Source organism: Cupriavidus sp. BIC8F, assembly GCF_032465815.1.
Classification (GTDB): domain Bacteria; phylum Pseudomonadota; class Gammaproteobacteria; order Burkholderiales; family Burkholderiaceae; genus Cupriavidus; species Cupriavidus necator.
This window is the reverse complement of record NZ_CP136094.1, coordinates 1,200,575-1,216,926: the sequence shown is the minus strand read 5'-3', so window position 1 is coordinate 1,216,926 and position 16,352 is coordinate 1,200,575. Positions and strand designations below refer to the sequence as shown.

At 66.2% G+C, this 16,352-nt stretch carries 12 protein-coding genes; all 12 read left to right on the top strand.

All coding sequences use genetic code 11. The features are described from left to right. Positions 1–4 precede the first annotated feature (4 nt). Positions 5–271 (top strand): F0F1 ATP synthase subunit C, encoded by a 267-nt coding sequence (gene atpE, locus RS901_RS05735; protein ID WP_013958389.1) that lies wholly within the window; start codon positions 5–7, stop codon positions 269–271. A 98-nt stretch (positions 272–369) separates the two neighbouring features. Beyond that, the gene (locus RS901_RS05730) at positions 370–840 is read left to right on the top strand and encodes a F0F1 ATP synthase subunit B (RefSeq protein WP_316151878.1); all 471 of its coding nucleotides are present in this window, start codon (positions 370–372) and stop codon (positions 838–840) included. Between the two features lie 2 nt (positions 841–842). Next, positions 843–1,385 carry a F0F1 ATP synthase subunit delta gene (locus RS901_RS05725; protein ID WP_316151877.1) on the top strand — a complete coding sequence of 181 codons (543 nt, stop codon included), beginning with the start codon at positions 843–845 and terminating at the stop codon, positions 1,383–1,385. 39 nt (positions 1,386–1,424) lie between these two features. Then, positions 1,425–2,966, top strand: a complete 1,542-nt coding sequence (atpA, locus tag RS901_RS05720) for a F0F1 ATP synthase subunit alpha (protein WP_316151876.1) — start codon at positions 1,425–1,427, stop codon at positions 2,964–2,966. A gap of 74 nt (positions 2,967–3,040) precedes the next feature. After that, entirely contained in the window at positions 3,041–3,916 is an 876-nt protein-coding gene (gene atpG, locus RS901_RS05715) for a F0F1 ATP synthase subunit gamma (RefSeq protein ID WP_316151875.1), read from the top strand. Between the two features lie 33 nt (positions 3,917–3,949). Then, entirely contained in the window at positions 3,950–5,353 is a 1,404-nt protein-coding gene (gene atpD, locus RS901_RS05710; protein WP_316151874.1) for a F0F1 ATP synthase subunit beta, read from the top strand. A gap of 142 nt (positions 5,354–5,495) precedes the next feature. Further along, positions 5,496–5,912, top strand: a complete 417-nt coding sequence (locus RS901_RS05705) for a F0F1 ATP synthase subunit epsilon (RefSeq protein WP_114131723.1) — start codon at positions 5,496–5,498, stop codon at positions 5,910–5,912. A gap of 696 nt (positions 5,913–6,608) precedes the next feature. After that, positions 6,609–7,049 (top strand): CoA-binding protein, encoded by a 441-nt coding sequence (locus RS901_RS05700; RefSeq protein WP_316151873.1) that lies wholly within the window; start codon positions 6,609–6,611, stop codon positions 7,047–7,049. Between the two features lie 50 nt (positions 7,050–7,099). Then, a complete protein-coding gene (locus RS901_RS05695; protein WP_316151872.1) occupies positions 7,100–8,050 on the top strand; it encodes an alpha/beta hydrolase in 951 nt (316 codons plus the stop codon). A gap of 52 nt (positions 8,051–8,102) precedes the next feature. Continuing rightward, positions 8,103–9,194, top strand: a complete 1,092-nt coding sequence (gene hemE / locus RS901_RS05690) for a uroporphyrinogen decarboxylase (RefSeq protein WP_316151871.1) — start codon at positions 8,103–8,105, stop codon at positions 9,192–9,194. Between the two features lie 524 nt (positions 9,195–9,718). Beyond that, the gene (locus tag RS901_RS05685; RefSeq protein WP_316151870.1) at positions 9,719–12,040 is read left to right on the top strand and encodes a primosomal protein N'; all 2,322 of its coding nucleotides are present in this window, start codon (positions 9,719–9,721) and stop codon (positions 12,038–12,040) included. Between the two features lie 194 nt (positions 12,041–12,234). Continuing rightward, the gene (putA, locus tag RS901_RS05680) at positions 12,235–16,200 is read left to right on the top strand and encodes a trifunctional transcriptional regulator/proline dehydrogenase/L-glutamate gamma-semialdehyde dehydrogenase (protein ID WP_316151869.1); all 3,966 of its coding nucleotides are present in this window, start codon (positions 12,235–12,237) and stop codon (positions 16,198–16,200) included. Positions 16,201–16,352: the final 152 nt, after the last annotated feature.

The window sequence follows — 16,352 nt, the reverse complement described above, 5'->3', positions numbered from 1 at the left end:
CATCATGCAAGCATTTCTCGCCAACATCCAGGGTCTGACCGCCATCGGTATCGGCATCATCATCGGCCTGGGCGCTATCGGCGCCTGCCTGGGTATCGCCCTGATGGGTGGCAAGTACATCGAAGCCTGCGCACGTCAGCCTGAGCTGATGAACCCGCTGCAAACCAAGATGTTCCTGCTGGCTGGCCTGATCGACGCTGCATTCCTGATCGGCGTGGGTGTTGCAATGCTGTTCGCCTTCGCCAACCCGCTGCTGGCTGTCATCAAGTAATTCTTTTCGGTCTGCATGATGCTGACGGGCGGCGCGGGCCACTAGCCTGGCCGCCCTTGCGCATTTATCTGTAGTTTGATTACCGAAAGGAACACACCATGAATCTGAACGCAACGTTTTTTGCGCAGATGGTCGTGTTCTTCATCCTGTGGTGGGTTGTTGCCAAATTCATTTGGCCGCCGCTGGTGAAGGCGCTCGACGAACGCGCAACGAAGATCGCCGATGGCCTCGCCGCTGCCGAGAAGGGCAAGGCCGAGCTCGAACTTGCCAACAAGCGTGTGGACCAGGCTATGGCCGAAGCCCGCACCGAGGGTGCACAACGCGTCGCTGACGCCGAGAAGCGCGCCCAGCTGACGGCGGACGAGATCAAGCAAAACGCCCAGGCAGAAGCCGCACGCATCATTGCCCAGGCCAAGGCCGAAGCAGAGCAGCAGGTTACCCGCGCACGCGAAGAACTGCGTGACCAGGTTGCCGTGCTGGCCGTCAAGGGTGCCGAGCAGATCCTCAAGCGTGAAGTGAACGCGCAGGTCCACACCGACCTGCTCAATCAACTCAAGGCTGAGCTCTAATCATGGCTGAAACCGCAACCATTGCCCGTCCCTACGCTGAGGCGCTGTTCCGCGTCGCCAGCCAATCGAGCGCAGGCAATCTGGGTGCATGGTCCGAGCTGGTGTCGGAGATGGGGCAGGTTGCCGCCAATCCCGACATGAAGGCGCTCGCCGGCGATCCGAACGTTCCCGGCGAGAAGCTGGCCGAACTGTTCCTGTCGGTGCTGAAGTCCCCGCTGAATGACGAGGCTCGCCGCTTCGTCAGGCTGCTGGTGGATAACGGCCGCCTGACGGTGATGCCGGAAATCGCCGAGCAGTTCCATGTGCTCAAGAACGCCCGCGAAGGGTCGTCGGATGTCGAGATCACCAGCGCATTCCCGCTGGAAGGTCCGCAGTTGAACGACCTGGTCGCTGCACTCGAACGCAAGTTCGGCCGCAAGCTGTACGCGAAGGTGGCGGTGGACCCGTCCCTGATCGGCGGCGTGAGCGTCAAGGTCGGCGACGAAGTGCTCGACACCTCCGTGCGTTCGCGCCTGGCTGCCATGCAAGCCACGCTGACCGCCTGACCGCACCGGCCGACGGATTGAAGAATTAGGAGCATTGTGATGCAACTGAACCCCTCAGAAATCAGCGAGCTGATCAAGACCCGCATCTCGGGCCTTGGCGCTGAAGCTGAAGTGCGCAACACCGGCACGGTGATTTCCGTGACCGATGGCATCTGCCGCGTGCACGGCCTGTCTGGCGTGATGCAGGGCGAGATGCTGGAATTCCCCGGCAACACCTTCGGCCTCGCGCTGAACCTCGAGCGCGACTCGGTCGGCGCCGTGGTGCTGGGTGACTATGAACACATTTCCGAAGGCGACACGGTCAAGTGCACCGGCCGCATTCTAGAAGTGCCGGTGGGCAAGGAACTGCTGGGCCGCGTGGTCAACACGCTGGGCCAGCCGATCGACGGCAAGGGCCCGATCAACGCCAAGGAAACGGACGTGATCGAGAAGGTCGCCCCGGGCGTGATCGCGCGTCAGTCGGTGAGCCAGCCGGTGCAGACCGGCCTGAAGTCGATCGACTCGATGGTGCCGATCGGCCGTGGCCAGCGTGAGCTGATCATTGGCGACCGCCAGACCGGCAAGACCGCCGTGGCTGTCGACGCGATCATCAACCAGAAGGGCAAGGGCATGTACTGCGTGTACGTCGCCATTGGCCAGAAGGCTTCGACGATCGCCAACGTGGTGCGCAAGCTGGAAGAGCACGGCGCGATGGAGTACACCGTCGTCGTGGCCGCCGCAGCTTCGGACTCGGCCGCCATGCAGTACCTGGCTGCCTACGCCGGCTGCACCATGGGCGAGTACTTCCGTGACCGCGGCGAAGACGCGCTGATCGTCTATGACGACCTGACCAAGCAAGCCTGGGCCTACCGCCAGGTGTCGCTGCTGCTGCGCCGTCCGCCGGGCCGCGAAGCCTACCCGGGCGACGTGTTCTACCTGCACTCGCGCCTGCTGGAGCGTGCTGCACGCGTGAACGAAGACTACGTCGAGAAGTTCACCGACGGCGCCGTCAAGGGCAAGACCGGTTCGCTGACCGCGCTGCCGATTATCGAAACTCAGGCCGGCGACGTGTCAGCGTTCGTGCCGACCAACGTGATCTCGATTACCGACGGTCAGATCTTCCTGGAAACCGACCTGTTCAACGCCGGTGTCCGTCCCGCCATTAACGCCGGTATCTCGGTGTCGCGCGTGGGTGGTGCTGCTCAGACCAAGGTGGTGAAGAACCTGTCCGGCGGTATCCGTACCGACCTGGCCCAGTACCGTGAACTGGCGGCGTTTGCGCAGTTTGCTTCGGACCTGGACGACGCCACCCGCAAGCAGCTGGAGCGCGGCCGCCGCGTGACCGAACTGCTGAAGCAGGCGCAATACCAGCCGCAACAAGTGTGGCAGCTGGCCGCGTCGCTGTTCGCAGCCAACAACGGCTTCCTCGACAACGTGGAAGTGAAGGACATTCTGCCGTTCGAGAAGGGCCTGCACGACCATCTGAAGACCAAGTACGCCGACCTCATCAACCGTATCGAAGACACCAAGGTGCTCTCGAAGGAAGATGAGCCCGCCCTGCGTGCCGCGATCGAGGATTTCAGGAAGTCCGCCGCGTTCTAACCGCGCAATTCCCCGATACCGCCGCCGCGCCTGGCTAACGCCGGCGCGGCGGCGGTTCGGACGGAGAGGAAGATATGGCCGGAACGAAAGAAATTCGAACCAAGATCAAGAGCGTGCAAAACACGCGCAAGATCACCAAGGCGATGGAGATGGTCGCCGCATCCAAGATGCGCAAGGCGCAGGAACGGATGCGCAATGCCCGTCCCTATGCCGAGAAAGTGCGTAACATCGCGGCGCACCTGGCTTCGGCCAACCCCGAGTTCAAGCACCCGTTCATGCAGGAGCGCGAAGTCAAGCGCGTCGGCATGATCGTGGTCACGACCGACAAGGGGCTGTGCGGCGGTCTGAACACGAACGTGTTGCGTGCGGTGACCAACGAACTGAAGAGCCTGCAAGGCCGCGGCGTGGATGTGCAAGCCACTGCCATCGGCGGCAAGGGCCTGCAGTTCCTGAGCCGTATCGGCGCCAAGGTGGCCTCGAATGTGGTGCAGCTCGGCGACACCCCGCACCTGGAAAAGCTGATCGGCGCGATCAAGGTCCAGCTCGACGCATTCATCAATGGTGAAGTCGACGCGGTGTACCTGGCGTACACCAAGTTCATCAACACGATGAAGCAGGAACCGATGGTTGAGCAGCTGCTGCCGCTCGCCGCCGACAAGCTGTCGCAGACGGAAGAAGAGAAGCGCGCCTACTCGTGGGACTACATCTACGAACCTGACGCGCAGACCGTGGTGGAAGAGCTGTTGGTCCGCTACGTCGAGGCGCTGGTGTACCAGGCCGTGGCCGAGAACATGGCGTCCGAGCAGTCGGCGCGCATGGTGGCCATGAAGGCGGCATCCGACAATGCCAAGAACGTGATCGGCGAATTGCAGCTGGACTACAACAAGACCCGGCAGGCAGCGATTACCAAGGAATTGTCAGAGATCGTCAGCGGTGCAGCAGCGGTCTGAGGCGTCAAGAATTCAAGCTATCGGAGATACGAAATGAGTATCGGAAATATTGTGCAGTGCATTGGCGCCGTGGTGGACATCGAGTTCCCGCGCGACGCAATGCCGAAGGTGTATGACGCGCTGGTGCTGGAAGACAGCGGCGAAACGTCGTTCGCCGAAAAGGGCCTGACGTTCGAAGTTCAGCAGCAGCTGGGTGACGGCGTGGTGCGTACCATTGCCCTCGGTTCGTCGGACGGCCTGCGCCGCGGCATGCCCGTGAAGAACACCGGCGCGCCGATCTCGGTGCCGGTGGGTCAAGGCACGCTGGGCCGCATCATGGACGTGCTGGGTCGCCCCATTGACGAAGCTGGCCCGATCGCTTCGGACGAGCGCCGCGCGATTCACCAGAAGGCACCGAAGTTCGACGAACTGTCGCCTTCCACCGACCTGCTGGAAACCGGCATCAAGGTGATCGACCTGATCTGCCCGTTTGCTAAGGGCGGCAAGGTGGGCCTGTTTGGTGGCGCAGGCGTGGGCAAGACCGTCAACATGATGGAGCTCATCAACAACATCGCCAAGCAGCACAGCGGTCTGTCGGTGTTTGCCGGCGTGGGCGAGCGTACCCGTGAAGGGAACGACTTCTACCACGAAATGAAGGACTCCAACGTGCTCGACAAGGTGGCCATGGTGTTCGGCCAGATGAACGAGCCGCCGGGCAACCGTCTGCGCGTGGCACTTTCCGGCCTGACCATGGCCGAGAAGTTCCGCGACGAGGGCCGTGACATCCTGTTCTTCGTCGACAACATCTACCGCTACACGCTGGCCGGTACCGAAGTGTCGGCACTGCTGGGCCGTATGCCTTCCGCTGTGGGCTACCAGCCGACGCTGGCTGAAGAAATGGGCAAGCTGCAGGAGCGTATTACGTCGACCAAGACCGGTTCGATTACGTCGATCCAGGCCGTGTACGTGCCTGCGGATGACTTGACCGACCCGTCGCCGGCTACCACCTTCCTGCACCTGGACTCGACCCTGGTGCTGTCGCGTGACATTGCCGCTCTCGGTATCTACCCCGCAGTGGACCCGCTCGACTCGACCTCGCGTCAGATGGACCCGCAAGTGGTTGGCCAGGAGCACTACAACGTTGCGCGCGCCGTACAGCAGACCCTGCAGCGCTACAAGGAACTGCGCGACATCATCGCGATTCTGGGCATGGACGAACTGTCGCCGGAAGACAAGATGGCAGTGAACCGCGCTCGTAAGATCCAGCGTTTCCTGTCGCAGCCGTTCCACGTGGCCGAAGTGTTCACGGGTTCGCCGGGCAAGTACGTGCCGCTGAAGGAAACCATCCGTGGTTTCAAGATGCTGGTGGATGGCGAGTGCGATCACCTGCCCGAGCAGGCGTTCTACATGGTCGGCTCGATCGACGAAGCCTTCGAAAAGGCCAAGAAGCTCCAGTAAGCGGCGTCTTTCGCCTTCATGCGTCGTTGCCGCTGCCTTGCCGTAGTTAATCTACTGTCTGCGGCGGCCGCGCCTGGCACGAAGGCGAAATACTTGCTTCCCGGAAACGGGAAGCCAAAGCTTTCAGGAGAAAGGATCTGATATGGCAACCATTCTTGTAGACGTCGTCAGCGCGGAAACGTCGATCTTCTCCGGCCAGGCGAAGTTCGTGGCGCTGCCGGGCGAGTCGGGTGAGCTGGGCATTCTGCCGGGTCACACGCCGCTGATCACGCGCATCCAGCCGGGTGCCGTGCGGATCGAGAAGGAAGACGGCAGCGAAGAGTTCGTATTCGTTGCCGGCGGCATTCTCGAAGTCCAGCCCAAGCACGTCACCGTGCTGGCCGACACCGCTATCCGCGGTGGCGACCTGGACGAAGCCAAGGCGCAGGAAGCCAAGCGTGCTGCCGAAGAGCTGATGCAGAACCAGAGCAGCGATCTGGATCTGGCACGCGCTCAGAGCGAGCTCGCCGTGGCGGCTGCCCAACTGGCTGCCATCGCCCGCCTGCGTCGTAAGAAGTAAGCAATTAGTCGGTTGTCGCGCTGTTGTTTTTCTGGCGCGACAATGAAAAAAGGCAGCCCATGGCTGCCTTTTTTTTGGGCGTGGCGATATGCTTTTGTCCTGCCTGGACAAAAAAAAGCGCGCGGGCCGGGGAGGCTCCGCGCGGACGGGAAAATCCCTTCGAGGGGTCAATTCGAAGGAACGGGTTCGGTCCAGGCCGACAATCAAGGCGCAACGGATAACCAATATCCGACCAGAGGCCGCAAAGGCCACGCGCTGCAACGGTCTACCTGGTGCTCCGGTCCAGCGGCGATCTGCTGGATCGGAAAATCGGGTTACTGCTTCAAAAAGGCTTTCTTCACCACGCCCCTTTAAGTCTGCACAGCCTTATTCACTGGGGCGCAACACGCCGCGGACAGCGGGTGTGTCAATGCATTGTGGGGGAAACTCCCCGGCATGGCAGTAACAAAATGTATCGTTTTGCAAGAAGTTGAAAGCCCGAGGTGCCGGGACCTGGCGTGTTCGGCATATTTTCACGCGTTCACGTCACGTTAGTCGCAGAAACGTGCCGTTGTCTTATCTTTAACGACGTGATTTCCGTGTTCGCTCCCCCACCAATCTCTTCGTGACAATTCCGGTTACGATTCAGGGCGCCTGTGGCCTTCGCGTTGCGTTTTTGCATGTCCGCGGGCCCGCCCTTGTCCACCCGGAGACGCGATGCGCCCTGAGATGCAGCAAGCCATACAAGCCATGCTGGCAATGAAGACCGTGGCCGTGGTCGGCCTGTCCGACCGCCCGGAGCGTCCCAGCCATGAGGTTGCGGAGTTCCTGCAGGACCACGGCTTCCGGATCGTGCCGGTCAATCCGCGCCATGCCGGCGAACGCATTCTGGGCGAGACCTGCCACGCCACGCTGCGCGAAGCCGCCGACGCTGCCGCGGCAGCAGGCAGCCCCATCGCGTGGGTCGACATCTTCCGCCGTGCCGAGGAAACGCCCGGCGTGGTCGATGAGGCCATCGCCATTGGCGCACAGGGTGTCTGGCTGCAGCTGGGCATCGTCAACGACCACGCCGTGCGCCGCGCTTCTGATGCCGGCCTGCTGGCGGTGCAGGATTGCTGCAGCAAGGTCGAGCTGACGCACCAGCTCGGGCTGGACTGAATCCCGCCCGGCACCGCTTTCACTTTCCGCTTTCCCATCAGCCGCCAACCATGGCCATCGATCCGCAACTGCTTGCCTATTACCGCCGCCTGGCGGAGCGCTACGCCAATGCGCCCGCGCCGGCCGACATTCCCGCGCAGCGGGCCCGTTTTGCCGAGATCGCGGCCGCGTCGCTGTTGCCGGATCCGGCCGGCATCACGGTGCAGGACCTGGAGCTTGCGCTCGCCGGCCGCACGCTGGGTGCCAGGCTGTTCCGCCCGGCCGGCGAGACCGCGCCACGGCTGGTGGTCTACTTCCACGGTGGCGGCTGGGTGATCGGCTCGGCGCAGACGCACCACACGGTTGCCGCCTTGCTGGCGGCCGACACGGGCTGCGCGGTGGCCAGTGTCGACTACCGCCTTGCCCCCGAGCACGCGTTCCCGGCTCCCTGCGACGACGCCGCCGAGGCTGTGAAGTGGTTCGCCGGGCAACGCCAGTCACTCGGGCTGGCGACCGACTTCCTCGCCGTGGCGGGTGACAGCGCCGGAGGCCACCTGGCGGCACAGGCAGCGCAGCAGCTCAACGGTGGCGGCTTGGTGCGGGTCGACGCGCAGCTGCTGATCTATCCGGTGACGGCACCGGTGCTCAGCACCGAGAGCTACCGCGCCTTTGCCGACGGTCCTGGCCTGACGCGTGACGAGATGGCCTGGTTCTGGACCCAGTTCATCGGCGCCGAGGCCCTGGCGCAGGGCGCCGCCCACCCCGACCCCCGTGTGCACCTGATGGCCGCGCCGCCGGTGCGCCCGCCCGCCACCGTGCTGATGGTGGCCGCGCACGATGTGCTGCGCGACGACGGCCTGGCCTATGCCGACTTCCTGGTGCGCCACGACGCCCCGGTGATTACCATCGAGGCCGGCGGCATGACCCACGGCTTCGCGCGGCTGCAGCCTGATGCCGAACGCGCGCGCGAATGGATGCGTCGTGCCGCAGCGGCCTTCGCCGGGATGATCGACGACGTCTGAGCGGCATCCACCCGCAGCCATCCCTTAGAATGGCGGTCTTACGAGGATGACCATGACCGCACTGCAGAACGATACCTTCCTGCGCGCGCTGCGCCGCCAGCCGACCGAACACACGCCGCTGTGGCTGATGCGCCAGGCGGGCCGCTACCTGCCCGAGTACAACGCCACGCGCGCTCGCGCCGGCAGCTTCCTCGGGCTGGCCAAGAACCCGGCCTACGCCACGGAAGTGACACTGCAGCCGCTGGACCGCTATCCGCTGGACGCGGCGATTCTCTTTTCCGACATCCTGACCGTGCCCGACGCAATGGGCCTGGGCCTGTCGTTCGCGCAGGGCGAGGGTCCGCGCTTTGCGCATCCGCTGCGCACCGAAGCCGACGTGCAGAAACTGGCGGTGCCGGACATGGCGTCGCTGCAGTATGTCTTTGACGCGGTGAGCGAGATCCGCCGCGCACTGGTCCAGGACGGCCGCCAGCGCGTGCCGCTGATCGGCTTTTCCGGCAGCCCCTGGACGCTGGCGTGCTACATGGTCGAAGGCGGCGGCTCGGACGACTTCCGCACGGTCAAGGCGATGATGTACGGCCGCCCGGACCTGATGCACCGCATTCTCGAGATCAACGCCCAGGCGGTGACGGCATACCTGAATGCCCAGATCGAAGCCGGCGCGCAGGCCGTGATGATTTTCGACACCTGGGGTGGTGCGCTCGCCGATGGCATGTACCAGGCGTTCTCGCTGGCCTATATGCGCCGGGTGCTGGCCGGTCTGAAGCGCGAGCACGATGGCCAGCAGGTGCCCGCGATCGTCTTTACCAAGGGCGGCGGCCTGTGGCTCGAGGCGCTGGCTGACACCGGCGCCGAAGCGATCGGGCTGGACTGGACTGTCAACCTGGCCGAAGCGCGCCGGCGCACCGGCGGGCGCGTGGCGCTGCAGGGCAATATCGACCCGACCGTGCTGTTCGCCCCCGAGGCCGCGATCCGCGAGCAGGTGCGCGGCGTGCTGGACAGCTATGCCGCCGCCGGGGGCAGTGATGGTCACGTATTCAACCTGGGCCACGGCATTTCGCAGTTCACTCCGCCGGAGAATGTCTCGGTGCTGGTGGACGAAGTGCATCGCCACAGCCGCCAGCTGCGCGCTGCGCGGAAGTGACGGTGACAATATGCGGCTGGCCTGGCGGCTGCTGCGGCGCCCTGCGCTGCAGCGCGCCGGCGCGTCAGCGTACCCAGTGCTGCGAGAGCCGCGCCGCCAGACCCTGTCAAGTTAACTTTTTCGCCAGCATTCGCCAAAAAGGTGCTCGGACTTGACTGGCGGCACTTGACTTATGCACACCGATAGGTTTGCCGCAGTGCGGGACAGGGTTACTCCCTAACCTATCCGGGGGATGTTTGCAAGCCCTTGATTTTTAAGGATTTGGAAGAATTGCAAAGGTAGGCCCGATGCCGGTGGATCCCTTGTTTCTCGGGGCTTCCCGGCCAGCCAGTGCGACTTTTCAACAAAGTTATCCACAGGGGCGCTGGAATTAGTGGAAAACCAGTCATCTATCATCGACTTAGGGCCACATTTGAAGTTTTACTTTAAGTTGATGTTGCGCCGCACACTAGATTTCCACCCTCAGTGCGCCTGCCGCCCGTTGCACAAAGGTTGCGCAAAGGCGGTGCACCAGGAAGGGCCGCATGGCGCCAACTAGCGGCGCGCTCCCTCTGGCTGAGGACGGCACGGCGGCGAACGCCGTGATCCCGTCCGCCGCGGCCCAGCCGGTCATCCGGGTTGCGCTGGACACCCCCGCCGACGACTGCTTCGACTATCTCGCCACGCCCGAGGTCGCCCCGGGCGACCTGGTGGTGGTGCCATTCGGCCGCCGCAGCATGGTTGGCGTGGCGGTGGCGTACGCCGACCACTCCGATGTGCCCGCCGACCGGCTGCGCCCGGTGGCGCAGCGCCTGGACTGGATGGCGCCGCTGCAGCCCGACTGGATTGAGCTGGCCGCCTTTGCCGCGCGCTACTACCAGCGCCGCCTGGGCGAAGTGATGTTACCGGCCTTGCCGCCGGCCTTGCGTGAGGCCGAGAGCTGGCCAGGCCTGGCCCAGCGTGCCCGCACCGACGAATACCGCCTGTTGCCCGGGCATGCAGAGGCCTTGCTGGCTGCCGTGCCGCCACGCGCACGCAGCGTGCGTGCCCTGGCGCAGGCGCTGGCAGAGCGCGCCGCCGCGGCCGAGCCGCTGACGCTGGCCGACGCCCGCGTGCTGTGCGCGGCGGCACCGGCGCGCCTGGCCGAATGGCAGGCCGCCGGCTGGGTCGAGGCGAGCCGCACCGCGCGCACCCTGCTGCTGACCGACCCCGCGCAGCCGCCGTCGGCCGCGCCGCCGCTGCACGACGAGCAGCGCGCCGCGGTGCAGGCCGTTGCCGAGGCCGAGGGCTTTGCGCCGTTCCTGCTGCACGGGGTGACCGGCAGCGGCAAGACCGAGGTCTACCTGCATGCGATGCAGGCGGTGCTAGAACGCGACCCCAAGGCCCAGGTGCTGATGCTGGTGCCCGAAATCAACCTGACCCCGCAGTTGCAGGCCCGCATCGCCGCGCGCTTCCCGCACCTGCCGCTGGCGGTGCTGCATAGCGGCCTGGCCGACCAGGAGCGCAGCCTGCAGTGGCTGGCCGCGCACCGCGGCGAGGCCCGCATCGTGCTGGGCACGCGCATGGCGGTGATGGCGTCGCTGCCGGCGCTGGCGCTGATCGTGGTCGACGAGGAACACGACACTTCCTACAAGCAGCAGGAAGGGCTGCGCTACTCCGCGCGCGACCTGGCGGTGTGGCGCGCCAAGCAGCGCGGCATTGCCGTGGTGCTGGGTTCGGCCACGCCCTCGATGGAGACCTGGTGGCGCGCCGGGCAGGGCACTTACCGCAAGCTGGTGCTGCGCGAGCGCGCCCAGGCCGAAGCGACCCTGCCGACGGTGCGCCTGGTCGACCTGAACCACGAGCGCCAGCGCCAGCGTGCGCTGTTCGAAGGTTTGTCGGTGCCGCTGCTGGAAGCCATCGACGCGCGCCTGGCGCGCGGCGAGCAGAGCCTGCTGTTCCTGAACCGCCGCGGCTACGCGCCGGTGATTGCCTGCGACAGCTGCGGCTGGCTGTCGGGCTGCCCGCGCTGCTCGGCGTACCTGGTGCTGCACCGCCCCGAGCGGCGCCTGCGATGCCACCACTGTGGCCTGGAGGCGCCGGTGCCGCACCACTGCCCGGACTGCGGCAATGTCGACATCGCGCCGCTGGGGCGCGGCACGCAGCGGATCGAAGAGGCATTGGCGGCGCGCTTCCCGCAGGCCCGCATCGCCCGCATCGACGCAGATTCCACGCGCCGCAAGGGCAGCGCGCAGGCCATGTTCGACGAGGTCCATGCCGGCGAAGTCGACATCCTGGTGGGTACGCAGATGGTGGCCAAGGGGCACGACTTCCAGCGCGTGACCCTGGTCGGCATCGTCCATCCGGACGCGGCCATGTTCAGCCACGACTTCCGCGCCGCCGAGCACCTGTTCGCCTCGCTGATGCAGGTGGCCGGGCGGGCAGGGCGGGCCGGCCTGCCGGGCGAGGTGCTGATCCAGACGCGCTACCCGGACACCCCGGCATTGCAGGCGCTGACGCGCCACGACTATGATGGATTCGCGGCCAGCCAGTTGCGCGAGCGGCGCCAGGCCGGGTTGCCCCCGTTCTGCTACCAGGTGCTCGTAACCGCCGAGCATGGCCAGCTGGAACGGGCGCTGCAGTTCCTGGAAGTGGCGCGCCGGCATGCCGAAACCTGCGCGCTGGCGGCCGAGGTGCAACTGCACGACCCGGTGCCGATGTCGATGGTGCGCATCTTCAACCGGGAGCGTGCGCAGATGCTGGTGGAGGCCACATCGCGGCCGGTGCTGCAACGCTTCGTGGCTGAGTGGGTACAGACTTTCGCAGATGTGGGGACGGAGGCAAAAGGGGTGCGCTGGCAGCTTGAGATCGATCCGTTGCGGATCTGAGCCGGCTGGCGTGGCGAAGAAAGGTGCAACCCTGGTATTGGGGTTTTCGATAGGGTTGCACCAGGTTGCACCTTGGTGATTTTCGGGAGTAAGATCGCGCCAGCTCACAGGCTGCGGCCGGTCGCGCGCCCGTGCCTGCCGGCATGGACGAGGTAGCACCGGCGGCGGCTCCAGTCTTTCGGAGAATTGCCCGCATGGCCACCACCACTCTCGGCGTCAAGCTCGACGACGCCTCGCGCGACCGCCTCAAGCGCGTTGCCCAATCCATCGACCGCACGCCGCACTGGCTGATCAAGCAGGCCATTTTCACCTATCTCGAGCAGATCGAGCGCGGCCACCTGCCGCATGAAACCGGCGCCGCCGGTAGCACCGACGCGGATGGCGCCGACGGAGCCGAGCTGGTCCATGGCGATGCGCCGCAGCCGTTCCTGGAGTTCGCCCAGAGCATCCAGCCGCAATCGGTGCTGCGTGCCGCCATTACCTCTGCCTATCGTCGTCCAGAAACCGATTGCGTGCCGGTGCTGCTGGAGCAGGCGCGCCTGCCGCTGCAGCAAGCCGAGGCCGCCATCAAGATGGCCAAGACCCTGGCCACGCGGCTGCGCGAGCAGAAGGTCGGCACCGGCCGGGAAGGCCTGGTGCAGGGCCTGATCCAGGAATTCTCGCTGTCGTCGCAGGAAGGCGTGGCGCTGATGTGCCTGGCCGAGGCGCTGCTGCGCATCCCCGACAAGGCCACCCGCGACGCGCTGATCCGCGACAAGATCAGCGGCGCCAACTGGCAGTCGCACTTGGGCCAGAGCCCGTCGCTGTTCGTCAACGCCGCCACCTGGGGCCTGCTGCTGACCGGCAAGCTGGTCGCCACCCACACCGAATCGGGCCTGACCAAGGCCCTCACGCGCATCATCGGCAAGGGCGGCGAGCCGCTGATCCGCAAGGGCGTGGACATGGCCATGCGCCTGATGGGCGAGCAGTTCGTCACCGGCGAGACCATCTCCGAGGCGCTGGCCAACGCGCGCAAGTACGAGGCCGAAGGCTTCCGCTATTCCTACGACATGCTGGGCGAGGCCGCCATGACCGAGGCCGACGCGCAACGCTACCTGGCCTCTTACGAGCAGGCCATCCACGCCATCGGCCAGGCTTCGCGCGGGCGCGGCATCTATGAAGGCCCGGGCATCTCGATCAAGCTGTCGGCGCTGCACCCGCGCTACAGCCGCGCGCAGCATGAGCGCGTGGTGGGCGAGCTGTACGAGCGCCTGAAGTCGCTGACGCTGCTGGCACGCCAGTACGACATCGGCATCAATATCGACGCCGAGGAAGCCGACCGCCTCGAGATCTCGTTGGACCTGCTGGAACGCCTGTGCTTCGAGCCCGAACTGGCCGGCTGGAACGGCATCGGGTTCGTGGTGCAGGGCTACCAGAAGCGCTGCCCGTTCGTGATCGACTACCTGATCGACCTGGCCCGCCGCAGCCGCCACCGCCTGATGATCCGCCTGGTCAAGGGCGCGTACTGGGACAGCGAGATCAAGCGCGGCCAGGTCGACGGCCTGGAGGGCTACCCGGTCTACACGCGCAAGGTCTACACCGACGTGTCGTACATCGCCTGCGCGCGCAAGCTGCTGTCGGTGCCGGACGCGATCTATCCGCAGTTCGCCACGCACAATGCGCATACGCTGTCGGCTATCTACCAGATCGCCGGCCACAGCTACTACCCCGGCCAGTATGAGTTCCAGTGCCTGCACGGCATGGGCGAGCCGCTCTACGACCAGGTGGTTGGCGCCACCGCGGACGGCAAGTTCAACCGCCCGTGCCGCATCTACGCGCCGGTCGGCACGCATGAGACGCTGCTGGCATACCTGGTGCGCCGCCTGCTCGAGAACGGCGCCAATACCTCGTTCGTGAACCGCATCGCCGACGACACCATCTCGCTGGACGAGCTGGTGGCCGACCCGGTCGCCGTGGTCGAGGCCATGCACCGCGACGAAGGCGTGCTGGGCCTGCCGCACCCGCGCATCCCGTCGCCGCGCACGCTGTACGGCAAGAGCCGTCCAAATTCGGCCGGCATCGATCTCGCGAATGAGCACCGCCTGGCCTCGCTGTCGTCGGCGCTGCTCGCCGGCACCAGCGAACGCGCCGTGGCCGAGCCGCTGCTGGGCGCCGAGGTGCCGCGCGCAGCCGACGCCATCACCGCACCGGTGCTGAACCCGGCCGACCACCGCGACGTGGTGGGCCATGTCACCGAGGCCAGCCCGGCCGACGTCGACGCCGCGCTGCAGGCCGCCGTCAATGCCGCGCCGATCTGGCAGGCGACGCCGCCGGACGTGCGCGCGGCCGCGCTGGAACGGGCCGCCGACCTGATGGAAGCCCAGATGCAGTCGCTGATGGGCATCATCATGCGCGAGGCCGGCAAGACCTTCTCCAACGCCATCGCCGAAGTGCGCGAGGCCGTCGACTTCCTGCGCTACTACGCCGCCGAGATCCGCCGCAGCTTCGACAACGAGACGCATCGCCCGCTGGGCCCGGTGGTCTGCATCAGCCCGTGGAACTTCCCGCTGGCGATCTTTACCGGCCAGGTGGCCGCGGCGCTGGCCGCCGGCAACCCGGTACTGGCCAAGCCCGCCGAGCAGACCCCGCTGATTGCCGCCGCCGCCGTGCGCCTGCTGCGCGAAGCCGGCGTGCCGGCCGGCGCGGTCCAGCTGCTGCCGGGCCGCGGCGAGACCGTGGGCGCCGCGCTGGTGGGCGATGCCCGCGTCAAGGGTGTAATGTTCACCGGCTCGACCGAAGTCGCGCGCATCCTGCAACGCAACGTCGCCGGCCGCCTGGACGCCGCCGGCCGCCCGATCCCGCTGATCGCGGAGACCGGCGGGCAGAACGCGATGATCGTCGACTCGTCGGCGCTGGCTGAACAGGTGGTGGGCGATGTCCTCAGCTCCGCTTTCGATTCGGCCGGCCAGCGCTGCTCGGCGCTGCGCGTGCTGTGCCTGCAGGAAGACGTGGCCGACCGCGTGCTGGAAATGCTCAAGGGCGCCATGCAGGAACTGAACATGGCCAACCCCGACCGGCTGTCGACCGACGTCGGCCCGGTGATCGACGAAGAAGCGCGCGGCAATATCGTGCGCCACGTCGACGCCATGCGTGCCAAGGGCCGCCGCGTCCACCAGGCCGACCCCAACGCCGCGCAGGGCGCCAGCTGCCGCAACGGCACCTTCGTGCCGCCGACGCTGATCGAACTGGACAGCATCGAGGAACTCAAGCGCGAGGTATTCGGCCCGGTGCTGCACGTGGTGCGCTTCCCGCGCGCGGCGCTGGACACCATGGTCAGCCAGATCAATGCCACCGGCTATGGCCTGACGCTGGGCATCCATACCCGCATCGACGAGACCATCTCGCATATCGTTAGCCGTGCCCACGTCGGCAACCTGTATGTCAACCGCAATATCGTCGGCGCCGTGGTGGGCGTGCAGCCCTTCGGCGGCGAAGGCCTGTCGGGCACCGGCCCGAAGGCGGGCGGCCCGCTGTACCTGCACCGCCTGCTGTCGGTCTGCCCGCAGGATGCGGTGGTACGCAGCGTGCGCGCGTCGGACGCGGGCGGCGGCGCCGCTGCGGCCACGCCGCGTGACGAGGCCGCAGCGGCCTTCCAGGCCTGGGCCGGCGCCGAGCTGCCGGCTGTAGCCGCCGCCTGCGAGCGCCTGGCCGAGGCGTCGCCCTCGGGCCTGACCGTGACGCTGCCCGGCCCCACCGGCGAGCGCAACACCTACACCCTGCTGCCGCGCGAGCGCGTGCTGTGCCTGGCCACGCAAGAGGCCGACCTGGCCCTGCAGCTGGGCGCCGTGCTGACCATCGGCGCCGACGCGGTATGGCCGGAAAACCCTGTCAGCCGGGGGCTGTTTGCGCGCCTGCCTAAGGGCGTACAATCGCGCGTCCGCATGGTGGCCGACTGGACCGCGGCGGACAACGCTATCGATGCGGTGCTGCATCACGGCGATTCCGACCAGCTGCGCACGGTGTGCGAACAGGTGGCCGTGCGCCCCGGTCCGATCATCGGCGTGCAGGGCCTGGCGCAAGGTGAACCGAATATCGCGCTCGACCGTTTGCTGATCGAGCGCTCGCTCTCGGTCAACACCGCGGCCGCGGGCGGCAATGCCAGTTTGATGACGATCGGCTGAGGCAACCCTCGGACGTCGTCATGTCGAAGCGCGCGGCGGTGGCGGCGATCCCGCCCCGTTGCGCACAGGAAGCAAGGCGCGGCACTGCCAGGCCGCGCCAATATAACTGCCGGCAACGGCACCACATCGGCACCATTTGGGACCCAAGGAGA

Coding starts and splice junctions, on each gene's coding strand:
- atpD (WP_316151874.1), top strand. CDS start 3,950: ATGAGTATCGGAAATATTGTGCAGTGCATTGGCGCCGTGGTGGACATC.
- RS901_RS05700 (WP_316151873.1), top strand. CDS start 6,609: ATGCGCCCTGAGATGCAGCAAGCCATACAAGCCATGCTGGCAATGAAG.
- putA (WP_316151869.1), top strand. CDS start 12,235: ATGGCCACCACCACTCTCGGCGTCAAGCTCGACGACGCCTCGCGCGAC.
- RS901_RS05685 (WP_316151870.1), top strand. CDS start 9,719: ATGGCGCCAACTAGCGGCGCGCTCCCTCTGGCTGAGGACGGCACGGCG.
- hemE (WP_316151871.1), top strand. CDS start 8,103: ATGACCGCACTGCAGAACGATACCTTCCTGCGCGCGCTGCGCCGCCAG.
- atpA (WP_316151876.1), top strand. CDS start 1,425: ATGCAACTGAACCCCTCAGAAATCAGCGAGCTGATCAAGACCCGCATC.
- RS901_RS05730 (WP_316151878.1), top strand. CDS start 370: ATGAATCTGAACGCAACGTTTTTTGCGCAGATGGTCGTGTTCTTCATC.
- RS901_RS05705 (WP_114131723.1), top strand. CDS start 5,496: ATGGCAACCATTCTTGTAGACGTCGTCAGCGCGGAAACGTCGATCTTC.
- RS901_RS05695 (WP_316151872.1), top strand. CDS start 7,100: ATGGCCATCGATCCGCAACTGCTTGCCTATTACCGCCGCCTGGCGGAG.
- atpE (WP_013958389.1), top strand. CDS start 5: ATGCAAGCATTTCTCGCCAACATCCAGGGTCTGACCGCCATCGGTATC.
- atpG (WP_316151875.1), top strand. CDS start 3,041: ATGGCCGGAACGAAAGAAATTCGAACCAAGATCAAGAGCGTGCAAAAC.
- RS901_RS05725 (WP_316151877.1), top strand. CDS start 843: ATGGCTGAAACCGCAACCATTGCCCGTCCCTACGCTGAGGCGCTGTTC.